The organism is Mycobacterium sp. (assembly GCF_008709575.1).
Classification (GTDB): domain Bacteria; phylum Actinomycetota; class Actinomycetes; order Mycobacteriales; family Mycobacteriaceae; genus Mycobacterium.
Genome location: NZ_VYIK01000045.1, coordinates 1 through 16,907, shown reverse-complemented (window position 1 = coordinate 16,907; position 16,907 = coordinate 1). Strand labels below are relative to the sequence as shown.

Below are 16,907 nucleotides of genomic sequence, written 5' to 3'. Positions count from 1 at the left end.
CGGCGGCGTCGACCGATAATGTGTTTAGTGGCACTTTCCAGTTCGATCTCGACGCTTGCCAGGCCAGATGATGATTGAAGACGACACGACCATCGATCAGCACACCCACCCGTGACCGACACCGACAGCACGCGGCGCGGCCGCGAACAAATCAGTGCCTTGGTGGCGGCGCACGGTGCGTTCACCCGGACAGCCATGCAGGCCTCGGAGTTGATGGCCATCAGGGGACGTCGGCAATTCGCCGCGCACCTCGACCATCACCGCGCCGAACTCAACGTCGCCATCGGCGAATTCGGATTGTGGGCGGAAAGTTTCGGCGATTGGGCGCGGGTCGACGTCGGTCGGGCGATATATCCGCCCGCATCAGACCGGCCGGCGGTTGCGGCTGAGCCCGGCCGGATCGGTGCCGATCTGCTCTGTGCGCGCGAGAACCTCCGAAGACGGCGGGCAGCTCTGCTGGCTGAGCTGGGCAAGGCCCGGCGCGTGCTGGGCGCGGTCGGCCTACCGGCCGACGAGATCTGCGCTTACCGCCGCGTGGTACGGCTATGGGCCGGTGAGGCAATCGATCTGGTGACCGGGGTGCACCGGCTGATCCTGGCCGACGAATACATCCATTCACTCGGTCGGCTGCGCGCTGCGCCGCAATCCGCCCGGATGACACGCCAGGTCGGCGCCATGTTGGTGCGGCAGTGGATGGCAGACCTCGAAGAAGCCGATCGCGAAGGCGAGCTGGAATTGGCCGAAACGTGCGGCTACGGCGACTTTGTCGAATCCTACCGGGCTACTGTCTCAGGTTCGTTGGGGTGATCGTATCCGGGGTGAGCAACCGCCAACCGATGCCTGACCAGGGCACGCAAACACGACACGACGGGCTCGGCGTTGTTGTCCAGGTCACCGGCCCGGAGGGTAGCGGCCAACTGCGCCTCGTCGTCGAAGCCGAGCCGAGCCAGCGCGGCGCGGGGCGCGGCGGCGGTGTCGTCTGCGAAGCCGGCGAGAAGTTCACGCTCGACGATGCGCAACGCGTTGGCGGCCACCCGGGCGTGGAAGTTGACCTGCCCCGCGGTGGCGGCGCGGACCTCGGTTTCCAGGAACTCGGCGGCCGCCGCGACCAGCTCGGCAGCGGTCGGGCGACCATGCAAACTCGGCAACGAGGGCACGGCGTCGCCTCCGGCCGCTGCGCGGCCGGACTCGTCGCCGGCCGCATCCAGCAGGGCGAGCAAGTCCCACTCCGTCTCGCAAACCCGTCGACCGATTGCGGCCAGCTCGACCGAGCGGGTACGTCCGCTCAAGTGCCGCTCTGCCTGGTAGCGACAGATCACACCCCAGCGCAGCGTGGCCAATACCAGCCACCAGTGAAACGTCACCCGGTCCACCGGAACGCCGGCCGCCCGTTCGTAGGCCTGCAGAAAGCTCTCGATACTGCCCAGGCCTCCGGCACCGCGGCTGGCCGGAGCACCGAACCGCCAGGCCCGGATGCAAAACCACGCCAAGTCCTCGTACATCTCGCCGATGTGCACCAGCTCCCAGTCGAGCACTGCCGCCAACGTCGATCCATCGACGATCAGGTTGCCCATCCGGTAGTCGCCGTGGACCAGATGAGCCGGCGACGGCGCCGGGCGGTGCGCGGCGAGCCAGCGGAACGCCCACTCGAACGTCGCGGTGGTGTCGCCCATGGCGTCGAGCCGGTCACGCCATTCGGTGAGCTGGTCTTGCGCTTTGAGCTCCGGGTCGTGCGTGTCCGCCCGGTGGATCGCTGCCAGCGCCTGCGCACATTGGACGAGCAGCCGCTCCCGGCCGGCGGAGCCTGGATCTTCATCGAGCATCCGCTCGATGCGTCGGACTATCGTCTCCCCCTGGACCTCGTCACAAATCAGAAATGGACACCCCAGGGCCGCAGGAGAATTGGCGGCCGTCACGACATTGGCGACAGGTGCCCCCGCCGCCGCAGCGGCCTTTTGGACGCGGGCCTCGAGCTCCATCGAGGCGTGCACGTCGTCGGGCGGCCCGACGCGCAGGATCAGCGACCGCCGCCCGTCGGCGCTGACGGCGTCGAATGCCCAGGTGCTGCGGCTGGCACCGCCGGTCAGGGCGCGCAGGTTGTCGATCGTGACGGCGCCCAGCGCCGGGCCTAGCACCGTGGGCAGGCTGTCGCGCAATTGCTCCGGCGTCACCGGCGGTCCTTGTCGAACCGGAACAGCCGCTGCGCCACTCGGCGGATCTGGATTTCCTCGGTGCCCTCGGTGATGCGGTAGCGGCGGTGATGGCGGTAGATGTGCTCGAACGGCTCGTGGCGACTGTAACCGAGGCCGCCGAAGACCTGCATCGCTCGGTCGGCGGCGTCGCACGCCAGGCGGTTGGCGCGGTAATTGGCCATCGCGACCTTGTCGGAAACCTCCATGTGGTGGTTCCGGTCCAAATGCCAAGCCGCGTAATACACCAAGAGCCGAACCATCTGGGCTTCGGTCTGCAGCTCCGCCAACGGCCACTGCACGGCTTGATTGACCGAAAGCGGTTTGCCGAACACGGTGCGCCGGGCCGCGTACTCGGCGGCCCGGTCGATGCAGTACTGCGCGGCGCCCAGGCTACCGGCCGCCTGGCGGATCCTGTTCTCGTGCAAAAACGTCTGTGCCACCTCCAGACCGTGGTCCACCTCGCCGAGCACAGCGTCGGCGGATACCCGCACGTCCTTGAGCTCGACCTCGCCATGATCGCTGGGCATGTTGAAAGTCCACCAGTAGAACGGGACGGTGAAACCCGCCGCGTCGGTCGGCACCAGAAACGCGGTAATGCCGTGCGGCTGCCCGGCTTCACCGGAGGTGCGGGCGAAGACCAGGTCGTGGCTGGCCCGGTGCACTCCGGTGTTGAATCGTTTGGTGCCGTTGATCACCCAGCCGTCGGCGTCGCGGACGGCCCGGGTTTCCAGCCAGGTGGCATCCGAGCCGTGTGCGGGCTCGGTGAGCCCGAACGCCATCGACCGTTCACCGGTGATGAGCGCCTCTGACCACTGCCGGCGTTGCTCCTCGGTGCCGAACCGCTCCATCATGATCACCTGGGGGAAGTTGCCGACGATCGACGACTCGTTCTGCAGGTCGTTGTGCAGGCCCAGACCCTTGGCAGCCAGGTGTTCTCGAATGACAGCCATGTCGAGATTGGTGCCGTCCCGGCCGCCGAGTGATGCCGGCAGCCCGTAGCGCAGCCAGCCGGCCTTGTCCGCCCGGCGCCGCATCTCGTCGAGCAGATCCTCCCACTCCCGCCGGGGAATACCACCACCGGCCAGATCGGTGCGGGCGAACTCGCGGCGCTCGTCGAAGTACTGCGGGTGCTGTGCCTGCAACGGCGCGATTTCCGCCTCGATGAAGGCGTCGATGTCCTCGAGCACCCGCGGGAGGTGTTCGGGCAGAGTAAAATCCACGTCGTACCTCTTTCTCGCGACCTTCGGCTCGGAACACTTGGGTGGGAATCACGGTCCGGGACCGCGATGTCGTCGCCGGTCACCGGCCCGCAGCAACGCACCGGGCAGGTCATGGCCCACGGCCGACCTGGCGACGCCGGCGGCGGCGATCGCCGCATCCAGGTCGACGTCGACCTCGAAACCGCTGTCGGTCAGCAGGTAGACCAGATCCTCGGTGGCGATGTTGCCGGTGGCGCCGGGCGCGAACGGGCACCCGCCCAGCCCGCCGAGCGAGGAGTCCAGCCGGCTGACTCCGCAGCTGACCGCGGCGTAGGCGCTGGCCAGCCCGGCGCCGCGGGTGTTGTGGAAATGACCACCCAGCGGCAGATCCCCGATCACCGGGCGCAGCGCCGCGATCAGCGAGTCGACCCGCCCCGGCGTGGCGGTGCCGATGGTATCGGCGATGGACAGCCGGTCGATGCCGTAATCGCAAGCAACAGAGGCGATATCGAGTACCTGCTGCGGTGGGGTGGGCCCCTCGAACGGGCAATCCCAGGCCGTGGCGATGACGACTTCGGCGATGACGTCGTTGGCGTGGGCGATCGCCACGATCTCAGCGATTTGGGCGGTGGCCGCCGCCCGGGACCGACCGACGTTGGCGTGGCTGAATGTGTCCGAGGCCGACACCACGTACTGGATCCCCCGGAGCCCGGCGGCGACGGCTCGGTTGGCACCGGTGGGACTTGCCACCAGCGCCGAGAACTCGATGTCGTCGAAACGATGAAGTTCGGCGGCCAGCTCGGCGGCGTCGGCCATCGACGGCACCTTGGACGGGGACACGAACGCGCACGCCTCGACCGCGCGCACACCGGTGGCGGCTATCGCGTCAAGCAGTCGAAGCTTGGCCGACAGCGGAATCGGTGTTTCGATCTGCAGGCCGTCGCGCAGCGCGACCTCCCGGATCGTGACGTGGTCCGTCATAGCACCCCTGCGGCGCGCAACGCCTCGAGCTGCTGGGCGGTCTTGCCGAGCAGCCCGATGTAGACGTCGTCGTTGTCTTGGCCCGGCCGTGCCGGGCCGGCGCTGCGGATGCTGCCCGGCGACTCGGAGAACACCGGCACGATGCCCGGGCCGAGCACGGTGCGGTTGACTCTTTCGTCGAAGTGCTCGGCGATCATGCCGCGTGCCAGCAGCTGCGGGTCGGTGACGACGTCGGCGACGGTGTTGATCGGCCCGGCGATAACTCCTGCGGCGGACAGGGTTTCGATGATCTCAGCGGACGAGTGTTCGCCGGCCCAGGCGTCGATGATGGTGTCGAGCTCGTCCTGATTGCGCCCACGGGCGCCGTGGGTGGCAAATCGGTCGTCGGTGATCAGGTCCGGACGGCCGATCGCCCGGCACAACCGGGCGAACACGGTGTCCTGGTTCGCGGCGATCACCACCCAGGCGCCGTCGCGGCTGCGATAGATGTTCGAGGGTGCGATGCCCTCTAGCCGGGTGCCCGACGGGCCGCGCACCACTGCACCGACGTCGTAGTCGGGTATGGTGGATTCTTGTATTGCCAAACAGGATTCGGTCAATGCCACGTCGACAACCTGACCCCTGCCGGTCGTGCTGCGGCGGTACAGGGCGGCCAGCGCGCCCTGAGCGGCGAACATGCCGGCGAGGCTGTCGCCCAGCGACAGCGCGAGCCGGGGCGGCGGCCCGCCGGGGAATCCGTTGAGGTGGCGCAGCCCGCTCGCCGCCTCCGCGACCGAGGCGTATCCGGGCTTGTGAGCGTCCGGGCCGGTCTGTCCGTAGCCGGACACCCGCACCAGGATGATGCCGCGGTTGCGCTCCGCGAGGACGTCGTAGCCGAGGTGCCATTTCTCCAGCGTGCCCGGCCGGAAGTTCTCCACGACGATGTCGGATTTCTCCACCAGGTCCAGCAGTAGCTCACGCCCGCGCGGGTGCCGCAGGTCGAGGGTGACGGCTTTCTTGTTGCGGGCGTGCACGGTCCAAAAGAAGCGGTGCCCGTCGAGTTCGGCCTGACCCCAGGTGCGCAACGGATCCGGATTGCCCGGCGGCTCGACTTTGATGACTTCGGCGCCCATGTCGCCCAGCAGCCGACCGGCGAACGGTCCGGCGATCAGGGTGCCCAGCTCGAGCACCCGCAGGCCGTCCAGCGGGCCCGTCGGCGTCATGGGAACCTCGCATGCTCGCTCGCATCGGGTGTGCCGGTGTCGTCGGTCGGGCTGCCGATCACCAGCGCCGGCACGACGAGGTCGCGTCTGCAGGTTATGCCTTCGGCGCGCGCGGTGCCGGGACCGCAGTGCGGCACCTTTATGTCACGACAAGCCAACGGGCCCCATCTCCTGGCGCTGCGTTGCGCGCCCGGCCGACTTTAGACTGCGGACGACGGTAACAAAACCTGGTCGAAACACACCAGCCGCGACGTTGCCCGGGCGCTACGTGAGAGCGTTACTTGGCCGGCTGGTGTCGCCTCCCGTGCGTCTTGAACGAGTGGTCGACGAACTGGATTTTGCCTTCGCCCGCCGTGGCGTTGCTCATCTGCGTCCGACCTGGGTGTCGTGGGTCACAAGGTCGGTGATCTGAGCCGGTAGCAGGCCGGGGCCACCCGCGTTGGTAGCGGTGGTGAGCAGCTGCTCGGTCACCGCGGGCTGGGCCCGACGCCGGGCTCTGATCTCCGCTTTCACCCGGCGATCGAGGAGACAGGCGCTGGTACTCCTACGTTAGTTCCCTATACTCATCACATGAGTAAGCGCCTGCAGGTTCTCCTTGCCCCGGACGAGTGGGAACAGCTTCAGCAAATCGCACGCCGGCATCGCACGACGGTGTCGGAATGGGTTCGTCGCACGCTGCGCGAGGCCCGGGAGCGAGAGCCGCGCGGCGACCTCGACACCAAGCTGGGTGCTATTCGGGCCGCGGCACGTCAGGAGTTTCCGACCGCCGACATCGAGCAGATGCTCGAGGAGATCGACCGCGGTCGACAGGCATCACCGCCAAACGCACCGTGATCTTCGTCGACTCGAACATTCCCATGTACCTGATCGGAGCATCGCATCCGCACAAGCTGGATGCCCAGCGCCTGCTCGAGTCGGCACTCTCAGCCGGCGAACGGCTGGTCACCGACGCCGAGGTGCTGCAGGAAATCTGTCACCGCTATGTGGCAATCAACCGGCGTGAGGCAATCCAGCCGGCGTTCGACGCACTTCTCGGTGTCGTCGACGACGTGCTGCCGATCGGGCGCACCGAGGCCGAGCAAGCGAAGGACACCCTGCTGCGCTACCAACGCTTGTCGGCCAGGGACGCGTTGCACATTGCTGTCATGGCTTCCCAGCGCATCACCGCGCTGATGAGCTTCGACCACGGATTCGACGCCTACCCGGGAATCACGCGTCTGGGCTGAGCCAGGCTGTTGGCGCCGATCGGTGCCCGCCCGGCGCTACTTGAGCTCGGCCGACGACAAGCCCAGCAACCGACGGGCCACCACCAGCAGTTGGATCTGCTGGGTACCCTCGAAGATGTCCATGATCTTCGAGTCGCGTGCCCACTTCTCCAGCAGGGTCTGTTCCGAATAGCCGGTGGTACCGGCCAATTCGACCGCCTTGCAAGTGATGTCGCTGGCGACCCGGCCGGCTTTGGCCTTGCTCATCGAGGCCTCTTTGGAGTTGGGGATGTTGTTGTCTGCCTGCCACGCCGCGCGCAGCGTCAGTAGGTAGCTGGCTTCCCAGTCGGCTTCCATCCGCAAAAACTCCGCGGCCGCGGCGCTTTGGGCATGGGCCGGTTTGTCGTAGGAGATCTCGATGCCCGCGTCGCTGAGCATCTTACGGAGTTCCTCCAAGGCAGCACGGGCAATCCCGATGGCCATCGCGGCAACGACCGGGCGGGTGTTGTCGAAGGTCTCCATCACCCCGGCGAAGCCCTTGCCCGGTTCGATCTCCGGGTTGCCGAGCAGATTCTCCTTGGGTATGCGGACATTGTCGAAGCGGATCGCCGCGGTGTCGGAGCCCTTGATGCCGAGCTTGTTCTCCAGCCGCTCGACGGTGACCCCGGGGTGCTCGCGCGGGACGATGAACGACTTGATCGCCGGGCGGCCCTTCGACTTGTCCAGCGTCGCCCACACCACGATGTGGCTGGCGCGCGAACCGGCGGTGACGAAGATCTTTTCGCCGTTGAGGACATACTCGTCGCCGTCCAGGGTGGCGGTGGTGGACACCGCCGCGGAGTCGGACCCGAATCCCGGCTCGGTGATGGCCATGGCCGCCCACACCTGGCCCAAACGCTTGAGCTGTTCGTCGGTGGCGACGGCGGAGATCGCCGCATTGCCCAGTCCCTGGTAGGGCATCGAGAGCGTCAGTGCCGCGTCGCCCCAGCTGCCTTCGATCGCCTGCAGCACCGCGGCCATGTTCGCGCCGTTGCGGTTTTCCTCTTTGTCCTCGCCGTCTCCGATAGCTCCGACGTTGCTGAGTCCCAGCGTCTTGGACTCGGCAGCGCCCATGAACAAGTTGGCGAGTGTGTCGAGTTCGACCGGGTAGGCGTGCTCGTTCAGGTCGTATTTGCGGGCGATCGGCCGCAGCATCTCGGCGGCACCCTGATGCGCCTTGTCGACGACGGTGTGCAGTTTGCTGGGAAGTTCGAGGTTGATTGCCATGGCGCGTCTTTCGGTTGCAGGGAAACTCAGATGGCGTCAGATCACCAGGACGCCCTCGGCGACGCCGACGGCCCGGAGGTCGCGGTACCAGCGCTCGACCGGGTGCTCCTTGGTGTAGCCATGGCCACCGAGCAGTTGTACGCCGTCGAGGCCGATCTGCATGCCCTTGTCGGCACCGAGCCGCTTGGCCAACGCCGCTTCGCGGCTAAACGGCAGGCCTTGGTCGGCGCGGGCCGCGCCGCGCCAGGTGATCATCCGCAGGCCGTCTAGTTCGATGGCGATGTTGGCGCACATGAATGCCACCGACTGCCGGTGGGCGATGGGCTCGCCGAATGCCTCGCGTTGCTTGACGTAGGGCACGACGTAATCGAGCACCGCGTGGCTGGTACCGACCGCCAGTGCCGCCCAGCCCAGCCGCGACAGCGCGAGCGCCTCGGAGTAGTCGGCGTCGGTGGCGGCGTCCTCACCCAGGCGGGCACTCAGCGGCACCGCGACCTTGTCCAACTCGACCCGGCCCAGCGCGGCAGCGCGGATGCCCATGCTCGGGTCGGGTTCGACGGTCAGGCCCGGGCTGGACGACTCGACGATGAACAAGGCCGGCTTGCCATTGAGCTGGGCGGCGACGATCAACAGTTCGGCGTCGGCGGCTGCCGGAATCAGCGACTTGACCCCACTGAGCCGGTATCCCCCGGGGGTCCGCGTCGCAGTGGTCTTCAGCCTGGTGGGGTCGAACAACGGCTGCGGCTCGGCGACGGCCAGGCAGGCTTGCGGGACGTTGTCACCCGCGAACTCCTTGAGATAAGTGGCCTGCTGATCGGCGCTGCCCCAGTGCGTCAGCGCCGACGCCACACCGCCGGGCGCCAGGATGGGCAGGGCCAGGCCCATGTCGCCATAGGCGAGTGCCTCGGCGACCAGCACGTTGGTCACACTGGACCGGTGCGACGCGATGCCGTCGAAGTTTTCGGGGATACTCACCGCGGTGACGCCCAACTCGGCGGCCTTGGTGATCAGGTCCGGTGGGTAGCTGGTCGCCGCGTCGGCGTCGGGTGCCGCGGGTCGCAGGAATTCCTCGGCGAACTGCTCGACGGTGGCGACGATGAGCTTCTGGTCGTCGTCGGGAGTCAGGTCGAAATCGCCAGCGCCCCTGGCGCCGTTGGTGGCCAGCCGGGTCGGACCGCCGCGCAGGCCCTGGACCTTCTTGAACTGGCGGTTGGTGGCGCCGGCGGCGGAGAACATCGTCTTGACGCCGTAACGCAGTGTCCGGTTGAGCGGATCGCGTAGGTGGTATTTGTCCCAGAAGTCCTGACCGACGATCGGGGTGAGCAGCGCCAGACTGATGTCGATCCCGGTCCTCTTGTGCTTGTGCGCCCCGACGGCGGTCTTGCGGTCGGCGCGTGGGGAGCGTCCGTTGGTGGCGGACCTGGTAATGGTCATCTGAGCAGCCTTTGGTCAGCACTGTCGGGGGCGAGCAACAGCTCTACCCTACTCCAGAGTAAGATCAGTGCGCTGTTAGATTCTTCACACCGACCGGGTACCGCGTGGCGTCACCCCGCCCGGTGTTCTGCACGTAGTCGAGCCAGCACCTGGTCGTGGACCAGGCCGTTGCTGGCCACTGCGCTGCCGCCGTGCGGTCCGGCGGTGCCGTCCAGGCTGGTGAAGACCCCGCCCGCCTCGCGGACCAGGATGTCCAGCGGCGCCAGGTCCCACACCGAAACCTCGGGTTCGGCGGCGATGTCGACGGCACCCTCGGCGACCAGGCAGTAGGACCAGAAGTCGCCGTAAGCGCGCACCCGCCAGACCGCGTCGGTCAGCCCCAGGAAGCGCTCCCGCAGGCCGAGCCGCGCCCACCCGGCGAGGCTGGAAAACGACAGGCTGGCCGAGTCCAGATCCGCCACGTGCGACACCGACAGTCGACGGGCCGGGGAGCCCGCGACCGCGACGAACGCACCGGCGCCCCGCGCCGCCCACCAGCGACGCTGCAGTGCGGGCGCGCTGACCACCCCGACGCACGGGATACCCTCGTCGAGCAACGCGATCAGGCTGGCCCACACCGGCACACCGCGCAGGAAGTTCTTGGTGCCGTCGATGGGATCGATGACCCATTGCCGGCCGGTCCCGGCGGTTGCCCCGCCCAACTCTTCTCCGAGGATGTTGTCGTTGGGTCGGTTTCGGGCGAGTGCGGCGCGCACCTCGGATTCGACCGCGTAATCGGCATCGGTCACCGGCGTCAGGTCGGGTTTGGTGTCGATCCGCAGATCCTGCGCGCCGAACCGGTCGAGGGTCAGCGCGTCCGCGGCGTCGGCCAACCCGAGCGCCAGGGCGAGATCGGGGTGGCTTCCGGTCTGGATCCCGGCGCCTTCGTCGCGGGTCATGGCTGCAGTCCTACCATGGCGGTGTGTGGGAGATCGGGGTGCTGCTGCTTCTGATCGCGACGCTGGCGGTATTCGTCGCGCCGCGGTTCCTGCGCCGCGGGCCCGGCGCCGACGCGGTCGGCGGCACGCTGCTGATCACCGGGGTCAGTCCGCGGCCTGATGCCACCGGTCAGCAGTTCGTCACGGTCACCGGCGTCATCAACGGGCCCACCGTCAACGAGCACCCCGTCTATTACCGGACCGCGGTCGACGTCGACGACTGGCCGAGCATGGGTCAACTGCTGCCGGTGCTGTACTCGCAGAAGAATCCGGACAACTGGCGGCCGGCGCCGCCCGAATCGCCAACCGGTTAGCGCACCCCGTAGCTGACGCGGCGGCGCTGATCGTGCGTGCCGCACAGGCGCCGGTAACGTGATCAGCTGTGGAACCCGACCGTCAGGCCGACATCGCCGCCCTCGACGCCACCCTGACCACGGTGGAGCGGGTCGTCGACGTGGAAGGTCTGCGCGGCCGCATCGAGAAGCTCGAGCACGAGGCGTCCGACCCGCATCTGTGGGACGACCAGTCCCGCGCGCAGCGGGTGACCAGTGAACTCGCCCACGCCCAGGGCGAGCTGCGCCGCGTCGAAGAGTTGCGTCGCCGCCTCGACGACCTGCCGGTGCTCTACGAGCTGGCGGCCGAGGAAGGTGGTGCAGCCGGCGCGAATGCGCTCGCCGAAGCGGACTCCGAATTCACGGCGCTGCGGGCCGATATCGAAGCCATGGAGGTCCGCACCCTGCTGTCCGGTGAATACGACGAGCGCGAGGCGCTGGTCACCATCCGTTCCGGCGCCGGCGGCGTGGACGCCGCCGATTGGGCCGAGATGCTGATGCGGATGTATCTGCGCTGGGCCGAGCAGCACAAGTATCCCGTCGAGGTGCTCGACACGTCCTACGCCGAAGAGGCCGGGATCAAAAGCGCGACGTTCGTCGTGCATGCTCCGTTCGCCTACGGCACGCTGTCGGTCGAACAGGGCACCCACCGGCTGGTGCGGATCAGCCCGTTCGACAACCAGAGCCGGCGCCAGACATCGTTTGCCGAAGTGGAGGTTCTGCCGGTGGTCGAAACCACCGACCACATCGACATCCCGGAAACCGAGGTGCGCGTCGACGTCTACCGCTCCAGTGGTCCGGGCGGTCAGTCGGTGAACACCACCGACTCGGCCGTGCGTCTCACCCACATCCCGACCGGGATCGTCGTCACCTGCCAGAATGAGAAGTCGCAACTGCAGAACAAGGTGGCGGCGATGCGGGTTTTGCAGGCGAAGTTGCTGGAGCGTAAGCGGTTGGAGGAACGCGCCGAGCTTGACGCGCTGAAGGGGCAGGGCGGCAGCTCCTGGGGCAACCAGATGCGGTCCTATGTCCTGCACCCCTACCAGATGGTAAAGGATCTGCGGACCGACTACGAGGTGGGTAATCCCGCGGCCGTCCTCGACGGTGACATCGACGGTTTCCTGGAAGCGGGAATCCGCTGGCGTAACAGGCGCGATGACGGCTGATTTTGCCGTGGTGGCGGCCGGGCTGCGTTGGCATGGCCTGTGGCGCGGTGAGTTCACCCGATGGCTGCTGACCAGCGGTTTGCACATCGTGCTGCTGCTCATCGGGGCGGTGTTGGCGGTCCGGTTCGTCAACTGGGTCGCCGGCAAGGTCACCGAGCGCCTCGACGCGGGGTTCGCCGACAGCGACGCGGTGGTGCGCTCGGAGGCCACCAAGCACCGGGCGGCGGTGGCGGCGGTGATCTCGTGGGTCTCGATCGTCGTGATCGCGATCGCGGTCGCCGTGCAGATCGCCGACATACTGAGGTTCTCGGTGGATGGTCTGGTCGCGCCGGCCACCGTCGTGGGTGCCGCGCTGGGTTTCGGTGCCCAGCGGGTGGTCCAGGATTTGCTCGCCGGGTTTTTCGTCATCGCCGAAAAGCAATACGGGTTCGGCGATTTAGTGGAACTGACGACGACTTCGGGTCCAGTGGCCCGAGGCACCGTGGAAAACGTCACCTTGCGGGTGACCAAATTGCGCTCCGCCGACGGTGAGGTTTTCACCGTGCCCAATGGGCAGATCATCAAGACGGCCAACCTTTCCAAGGACTGGGCGCGCGCGGTCATCGACATCCCGGTGCCCAACAGCACCGACCTGAACGTGGTCAACGAGGTGTTGCACCAGGAGTGCGAGCACGCCCGCGACGACGCGGTCCTAGGCGAGCTGTTGCTCGACGCGCCCACCGTGATGGGGGTGGAAAACATCGACGTCGACACGGTGACCCTGCGGTTGGTGGCCCGCACGTTGCCCGGCCGGCAGTTCGAGGTCGGCCGGCAGTTACGCAGGCTGGTGGTGCGGGCGTTGAGCCGCTCCGGCATCGTCGCCGCGGGCGAGTCCTCGTCGGCGATCGCCGCCACCACGCAGCAAGAAGCGCAAGGCCAGACCCGGTGAGGCTGTTGTTGCTGGACAAGCTGAAAGTTGGCCGCAGGCCTGGGCGCGGCTGGCCCGGGTACATGTTCGGCGGCCATGTGCGCACGTCCACCGTCGTGCTGGTCGTGGTCTTCCTGGCGCTGTGGTGGGTCTACGACGGCTACCAGCATTCCGAGCAGTCGTCGTCGACTCCGACCCCGACACCCCAGGTGGTGCCGCCGGGATTCATCCCGGATCCCGACTACACCTGGGTTCCGCGCAGCAGGCTGCAGGAGCCGCCACCGACGCGGACGTGGACACCCACCCCCACCATGACCACGACCACGACACCCACAACCACGACGACGACCACAACCACGACGACCACCACGACCGCGCCGGCACCGTTTCCGCCGCCGTTCCCACCGATAGTGCTGCCGCCGCCGTTCGGGCCGCCCCCGCCGCCGGCACCCGGCGATTGACTGCGGTGGGCGCGCTGTTCCCCGGCGCCGGGCAAGGGGCCGAGCCGGGCGAAACTCCCAGCTAGACTGGCGAGCCGTGATGATCACCCTGGACCGCGTCAGCAAAAAGTACAAAACGTCGGCGCGCCCGGCGCTCGACAACGTCAGCGTCAAGATCGACAAGGGTGAGTTCGTTTTTCTCATCGGGCCTTCGGGTTCGGGCAAGTCGACGTTCATGCGGCTGCTGCTGGGGGCGGACAACCCGACAGCAGGTGACGTGCGGGTGTCGAAATTCCACGTCAACAAGCTGCCCAGCCGCCATATACCGCGGCTGCGGCAGGTGATCGGCTGTGTCTTCCAGGATTTCCGGCTGCTGCAGCAAAAGACCGTGTTCGACAATGTCGCCTTCGCGCTGGAGGTGATCGGCAAGCGCGCCGACACGATCAATCGGGTAGTCCCCGACGTGCTGGAGATGGTCGGTCTGTCCGGCAAGGCCGGTCGGCTGCCGCACGAGCTGTCCGGCGGTGAACAACAGCGCGTCGCGATCGCGCGGGCGTTCGTCAACCGCCCGCTGGTGCTGCTGGCCGACGAGCCCACCGGCAACCTCGACCCGGAGACCAGCAACGACATCATGGATCTGCTGGAGCGGATCAACCGCACCGGAACCACGGTGGTGATGGCCACCCATGACCATCACATCGTCGATGCGATGCGCCAGCGGGTGGTGGAACTGTCGCTGGGCAGGCTGGTGCGCGACGAACAGCGCGGTGTCTACGGGACGGACCGCTAAGTGCGCCTAGGCTTCCTGTTCAACGAAGTCCTGACCGGTCTTCGCCGCAATGTGACGATGACTGTGGCGATGATCGTGACCACGGCCATTTCGATCGGTCTGTTCGGGGGTGGGCTGCTCGTCGTGCGGCTGGCCGAACACTCCCGGACCATCTACCTCGACCGGGTGGAGACCCAGGTCTTCGTGACCGACGACATCTCCGCCAACGATCCGACCTGCGGTAGCCGGGAATGCAAGGCGCTGCGGGAAAAGATCGAGGCGCGCAGCGACGTCAAATCAGTACGTTTTCTCAACCGTGAGCAGGCCTACGACGACGCGATCCGCAAGTTCCCCCAATTCAAGGACGTGGCCAGCGAGAACTCGTTTCCGGCGTCGTTCATCGTCAAGCTGGACGATCCCGAACAGCACAAGGAATTCGACGCCGCCATGGCCGGCCAGCCCGGCGTGCTCAACGTGCTGAACCAAAAAGATCTCATCGACCGGCTGTTCGCCGTGTTGGACGGGCTGCGCAACGTCGCATTCGCCGTCGCATTGGTGCAGGCGATCGGGGCGATCTTGTTGATCGCGAACATGGTTCAGGTGGCCGCCTATACGCGGCGCACCGAAATCGGCATTATGCGCCTGGTCGGCGCCAGCCGCTGGTATACCCAGTTGCCGTTTCTGGTGGAGGCGATAGTGGCGGCGACGGTCGGTGTCGTCATCGCCATTGTCGGCCTGATTCTGGTGCGGCAGCTGTTTTTGGATAATGCGCTCAACCAGTTCTATCAAGCGCATCTGATCGCCCCGGTGGACTACGCCGACATCCTCTACATCTCGCCGATTCTGCTGGTCGTCGGCGTGGCCCTGGCTGCGATCGCCGCGTATGCGACGTTGCGTATCTACATCCGGCGTTAGTGATGGCCAAAAAGCGTCCCGGATCCCAGCCGAGCAGGCAGGTCGTGGCCACCAATCGCAAGGCCCGCCACAACTATGTGATCCTGGACGTCTTCGAGGCCGGGGTGGTGCTGCAGGGCACCGAGGTCAAGAGTCTTCGGGAGGGCAAGGCCTCACTCGTCGACGCCTACGCCACCGTCGACGACGGCGAGGTGTGGCTTCGCAACCTGCATATCCCGGAGTATCACCACGGGACCTGGACCAACCATGAGCCACGCCGAACTCGCAAATTGCTGTTGCACCGCCGCCAGATTGACAGCCTTACCGGCAAGATCAGGGATGGTAACCTCGCCCTGGTGCCGTTGTCGCTGTACTTCTCCGAAGGAAAAGTCAAGGTTGAGATCGCACTGGCGCGCGGCAAACGGGCATACGACAAACGACAGGACCTGGCCCGCCGCGACGCCCAGCGGGAAGTGGTTCGTGCCATGGCTCGACGCAGTAGGGGGATGACCTGATCGGAGCAGCCTACGCCCAGCTGTCTGCGGTCAGCTACGGCGTCAGCGACTTTGTCGGAGGCGTGGCAGCGCGGCGGACGGCCGCGCTGCGTGTCATGTTGGTGTCCTACCCGATCGCTGCGCTGCTGCTCGGAGTGTTGGCCCTCAACGCCGGCGGAGCGGTCCACCCGGCGGCGGTGCTGTGGGGCTCGCTGTACGGGGTCAGCCAGGCCTTCGGCGTGTGGTGGTTCTACGCCGCGCTGGGCGCCGGGCCCATCTCGGTCGTCTCACCGTTGGCGGCGGTGCTCAACGCCGCGGTACCGGTCGCCGCCGGGGTGGCTCTGGGGGAGCGGCCGGGTGCGACCGCTTCGGTGGGCGTGGTGCTGGCGATGGTCGCCGTGTTCCTGGTCAGCAGGGAGTCGCCCGACGACGAGGATGTCCGTACCCACCGCTTCACCCGGCGGGTGGCCTGGCTCACCGTCGGCGCCGGAACCGCGTTCGGGCTGGACTTCGTGCTGCTGCATCAGGCGCCGGTGGAGTCCCGGCTGTGGCCGTTGTTTTTCGCGCGGGTCTCGGCCACCGTGCTGGTGTTCGCCGTCGCCGCGGCCACCCGCAATTTCCAGCTTCCACCCAAGACGCCGCTGCAGCTCGCGGTAGCGGCGGCGCTGCTGGACAGCTTGGCCAACGTCGCGATGCTGCTGGCCCTGGATGCCTGGCTGATGTCACTGGCCAGCATGCTGATCTCGCTGTATCCGGCCGCGACCGTCGTGCTGGCGATGGCGGTGTTGCGCGAGCGGGTGACCCGCTGGCAGGGACTGGGCATGGTACTGGCGATGGTCGCGGTGGCCATGATCACGGCTTCCTGACCGGGGTCTACCATCACCGGGTGAGCAGCTCCGACCGTCCGGTCACCCAACTCGACAAAACCGACGTGCTCGCGGGACTGTTCGCCTCCTGGGACGCGCTGGAGCGGTTGGTGAGCGGGCTGACGCCCCAGCAGTGGCAGATGCCCACACCGCTGCCGGGCTGGGACGTGCACGCGGTCGTCGCGCACGTCATCGGCACCGAGTCCGCGCTGCTGGGGATAGCCACACCGGAGTCCGATACCGACGTGTCGGCGCTCGAGCACGTGCGCAATGACGTCGGCGCACTCAACGAGCGGTGGGTTCGCCACTTGCGCAGCGAGTCCGGCGAGGACCTCGTTGAGCGCTTCCGGGCGGTGACCGCGGATCGCCGGGCATACCTGACCGACTTGGCCGACGCCGAATGGAACGCACCCACACCCACGCCGGTCGGCCCGGACAGCTACGGGCGGTTCATGCGGGTGCGGGTGTTCGACTGCTGGATGCACGAGCACGACATCCGCGACGCACTGCGGCGACCGGCCTCCGACGCGGAGCTGGCCGGCCCGGCGGCGCGGCTGGCGCTCGACGAGATGGCGGCCGGCAT

The 16,907-nt window shown here is 67.3% G+C and carries 20 protein-coding genes; 12 read left to right on the top strand and 8 right to left on the bottom strand.

Going from position 1 to position 16,907, the window contains the following annotated elements; all coding sequences use genetic code 11:
* The first annotated feature begins 111 nt into the window (after positions 1 to 111).
* The gene (locus tag F6Q13_RS11610) at positions 112 to 807 is read left to right on the top strand and encodes a hypothetical protein (protein ID WP_293056451.1); all 696 of its coding nucleotides are present in this window, start codon (positions 112 to 114) and stop codon (positions 805 to 807) included.
* Here F6Q13_RS11610 and F6Q13_RS11605 read toward each other — a convergent pair.
* The 5 genes from F6Q13_RS11605 to F6Q13_RS11585 all read right to left on the bottom strand — a co-directional run bounded on the left by F6Q13_RS11605 (position 774) and on the right by F6Q13_RS11585 (position 6,087).
* Positions 774 to 2,171: a phosphotransferase family protein gene (locus F6Q13_RS11605; RefSeq protein WP_293056449.1), complete on the bottom strand. Its 1,398-nt coding sequence runs from the start codon at positions 2,169 to 2,171 to the stop codon at positions 774 to 776. The two genes, F6Q13_RS11610 and F6Q13_RS11605, sit on opposite strands and share 34 nt — an antisense overlap.
* Positions 2,168 to 3,412 (bottom strand): acyl-CoA dehydrogenase family protein, encoded by a 1,245-nt coding sequence (locus F6Q13_RS11600; protein WP_293056447.1) that lies wholly within the window; start codon positions 3,410 to 3,412, stop codon positions 2,168 to 2,170. The genes F6Q13_RS11605 and F6Q13_RS11600 overlap by 4 nt, the downstream gene beginning before the upstream one ends.
* A 48-nt stretch (positions 3,413 to 3,460) precedes the next feature.
* Positions 3,461 to 4,372 (bottom strand): hydroxymethylglutaryl-CoA lyase, encoded by a 912-nt coding sequence (locus F6Q13_RS11595; protein WP_293056445.1) that lies wholly within the window; start codon positions 4,370 to 4,372, stop codon positions 3,461 to 3,463.
* Positions 4,369 to 5,574, bottom strand: coding sequence for a CoA transferase (locus F6Q13_RS11590; RefSeq protein WP_293056442.1), 1,206 nt, complete (start codon positions 5,572 to 5,574; stop codon positions 4,369 to 4,371). The genes F6Q13_RS11595 and F6Q13_RS11590 overlap by 4 nt, the downstream gene beginning before the upstream one ends.
* 363 nt (positions 5,575 to 5,937) lie before the next feature.
* Positions 5,938 to 6,087, bottom strand: a complete 150-nt coding sequence (locus tag F6Q13_RS11585; protein ID WP_293056440.1) for a hypothetical protein — start codon at positions 6,085 to 6,087, stop codon at positions 5,938 to 5,940.
* Positions 6,088 to 6,144: 57 nt separating this feature from the next.
* Here F6Q13_RS11585 and F6Q13_RS11580 point away from each other — a divergent pair, with 57 nt between their 5' ends.
* Both F6Q13_RS11580 and F6Q13_RS11575 read left to right on the top strand, forming a co-directional pair.
* The gene (locus F6Q13_RS11580; RefSeq protein ID WP_293056437.1) at positions 6,145 to 6,408 is read left to right on the top strand and encodes an antitoxin; all 264 of its coding nucleotides are present in this window, start codon (positions 6,145 to 6,147) and stop codon (positions 6,406 to 6,408) included.
* Positions 6,405 to 6,800 carry a type II toxin-antitoxin system VapC family toxin gene (locus F6Q13_RS11575; protein WP_293056435.1) on the top strand — a complete coding sequence of 132 codons (396 nt, stop codon included), beginning with the start codon at positions 6,405 to 6,407 and terminating at the stop codon, positions 6,798 to 6,800. The genes F6Q13_RS11580 and F6Q13_RS11575 overlap by 4 nt, the downstream gene beginning before the upstream one ends.
* Positions 6,801 to 6,836: 36 nt before the next feature.
* Here the strand turns inward: F6Q13_RS11575 and F6Q13_RS11570 are convergent, their stop codons facing one another.
* From F6Q13_RS11570 to hisN, 3 genes are all read right to left on the bottom strand, one after another.
* Entirely contained in the window at positions 6,837 to 8,045 is a 1,209-nt protein-coding gene (locus tag F6Q13_RS11570; RefSeq protein ID WP_293056433.1) for an acyl-CoA dehydrogenase family protein, read from the bottom strand.
* 36 nt (positions 8,046 to 8,081) lie between these two features.
* Positions 8,082 to 9,479 carry an acyl-CoA dehydrogenase family protein gene (locus F6Q13_RS11565; RefSeq protein ID WP_293056431.1) on the bottom strand — a complete coding sequence of 466 codons (1,398 nt, stop codon included), beginning with the start codon at positions 9,477 to 9,479 and terminating at the stop codon, positions 8,082 to 8,084.
* 110 nt (positions 9,480 to 9,589) lie between these two features.
* Positions 9,590 to 10,417 carry a histidinol-phosphatase gene (gene hisN, locus F6Q13_RS11560; RefSeq protein ID WP_293056429.1) on the bottom strand — a complete coding sequence of 276 codons (828 nt, stop codon included), beginning with the start codon at positions 10,415 to 10,417 and terminating at the stop codon, positions 9,590 to 9,592.
* A gap of 23 nt (positions 10,418 to 10,440) precedes the next feature.
* On the opposite strand from hisN, the gene F6Q13_RS11555 reads away from it, so the two are divergent.
* The 9 genes from F6Q13_RS11555 to F6Q13_RS11515 form a co-directional block, all read left to right on the top strand.
* On the top strand, positions 10,441 to 10,770 hold the full coding sequence (locus F6Q13_RS11555; protein ID WP_293056427.1) for a hypothetical protein: 330 nt from the start codon (positions 10,441 to 10,443) through the stop codon (positions 10,768 to 10,770).
* A gap of 68 nt (positions 10,771 to 10,838) precedes the next feature.
* Positions 10,839 to 11,954: a peptide chain release factor 2 gene (gene prfB, locus F6Q13_RS11550; protein WP_293056425.1), complete on the top strand. Its 1,116-nt coding sequence runs from the start codon at positions 10,839 to 10,841 to the stop codon at positions 11,952 to 11,954.
* Positions 11,944 to 12,882, top strand: coding sequence for a mechanosensitive ion channel family protein (locus F6Q13_RS11545; protein WP_293056423.1), 939 nt, complete (start codon positions 11,944 to 11,946; stop codon positions 12,880 to 12,882). Before prfB ends, F6Q13_RS11545 begins: the two co-directional genes overlap by 11 nt.
* A gap of 62 nt (positions 12,883 to 12,944) precedes the next feature.
* Positions 12,945 to 13,322 (top strand): hypothetical protein, encoded by a 378-nt coding sequence (locus F6Q13_RS11540; RefSeq protein WP_367141280.1) that lies wholly within the window; start codon positions 12,945 to 12,947, stop codon positions 13,320 to 13,322.
* 79 nt (positions 13,323 to 13,401) lie between these two features.
* Positions 13,402 to 14,091 (top strand): cell division ATP-binding protein FtsE, encoded by a 690-nt coding sequence (gene ftsE / locus F6Q13_RS11535; protein ID WP_293056487.1) that lies wholly within the window; start codon positions 13,402 to 13,404, stop codon positions 14,089 to 14,091.
* Complete coding sequence (gene ftsX, locus F6Q13_RS11530) at positions 14,092 to 14,985, top strand: permease-like cell division protein FtsX (RefSeq protein ID WP_293056419.1); 894 nt, start codon at positions 14,092 to 14,094, stop codon at positions 14,983 to 14,985.
* Positions 14,986 to 14,987: 2 nt separating this feature from the next.
* Positions 14,988 to 15,479 (top strand): SsrA-binding protein SmpB, encoded by a 492-nt coding sequence (smpB, locus tag F6Q13_RS11525; RefSeq protein ID WP_293056416.1) that lies wholly within the window; start codon positions 14,988 to 14,990, stop codon positions 15,477 to 15,479.
* Positions 15,476 to 16,324, top strand: coding sequence for an EamA family transporter (locus F6Q13_RS11520; RefSeq protein ID WP_293056485.1), 849 nt, complete (start codon positions 15,476 to 15,478; stop codon positions 16,322 to 16,324). The genes smpB and F6Q13_RS11520 overlap by 4 nt, the downstream gene beginning before the upstream one ends.
* Before the next feature lie 20 nt (positions 16,325 to 16,344).
* Positions 16,345 to 16,907: maleylpyruvate isomerase family mycothiol-dependent enzyme (locus F6Q13_RS11515; protein ID WP_293056414.1), on the top strand; the 563-nt coding region annotated here is incomplete at its 3' end.

Bases quoted from the DNA above. Each gene is read 5' to 3' on its own strand.
- F6Q13_RS11570 (WP_293056433.1), bottom strand. From the start codon at position 8,045: ATGGCAATCAACCTCGAACTTCCCAGCAAACTGCACACCGTCGTCGAC.
- F6Q13_RS11595 (WP_293056445.1), bottom strand. From the start codon at position 4,372: ATGACGGACCACGTCACGATCCGGGAGGTCGCGCTGCGCGACGGCCTG.
- F6Q13_RS11545 (WP_293056423.1), top strand. From the start codon at position 11,944: ATGACGGCTGATTTTGCCGTGGTGGCGGCCGGGCTGCGTTGGCATGGC.
- hisN (WP_293056429.1), bottom strand. From the start codon at position 10,417: ATGACCCGCGACGAAGGCGCCGGGATCCAGACCGGAAGCCACCCCGAT.
- smpB (WP_293056416.1), top strand. From the start codon at position 14,988: ATGGCCAAAAAGCGTCCCGGATCCCAGCCGAGCAGGCAGGTCGTGGCC.
- F6Q13_RS11590 (WP_293056442.1), bottom strand. From the start codon at position 5,574: ATGACGCCGACGGGCCCGCTGGACGGCCTGCGGGTGCTCGAGCTGGGC.
- F6Q13_RS11565 (WP_293056431.1), bottom strand. From the start codon at position 9,479: ATGACCATTACCAGGTCCGCCACCAACGGACGCTCCCCACGCGCCGAC.
- ftsE (WP_293056487.1), top strand. From the start codon at position 13,402: ATGATCACCCTGGACCGCGTCAGCAAAAAGTACAAAACGTCGGCGCGC.
- F6Q13_RS11580 (WP_293056437.1), top strand. From the start codon at position 6,145: ATGAGTAAGCGCCTGCAGGTTCTCCTTGCCCCGGACGAGTGGGAACAG.
- F6Q13_RS11540 (WP_367141280.1), top strand. From the start codon at position 12,945: ATGTTCGGCGGCCATGTGCGCACGTCCACCGTCGTGCTGGTCGTGGTC.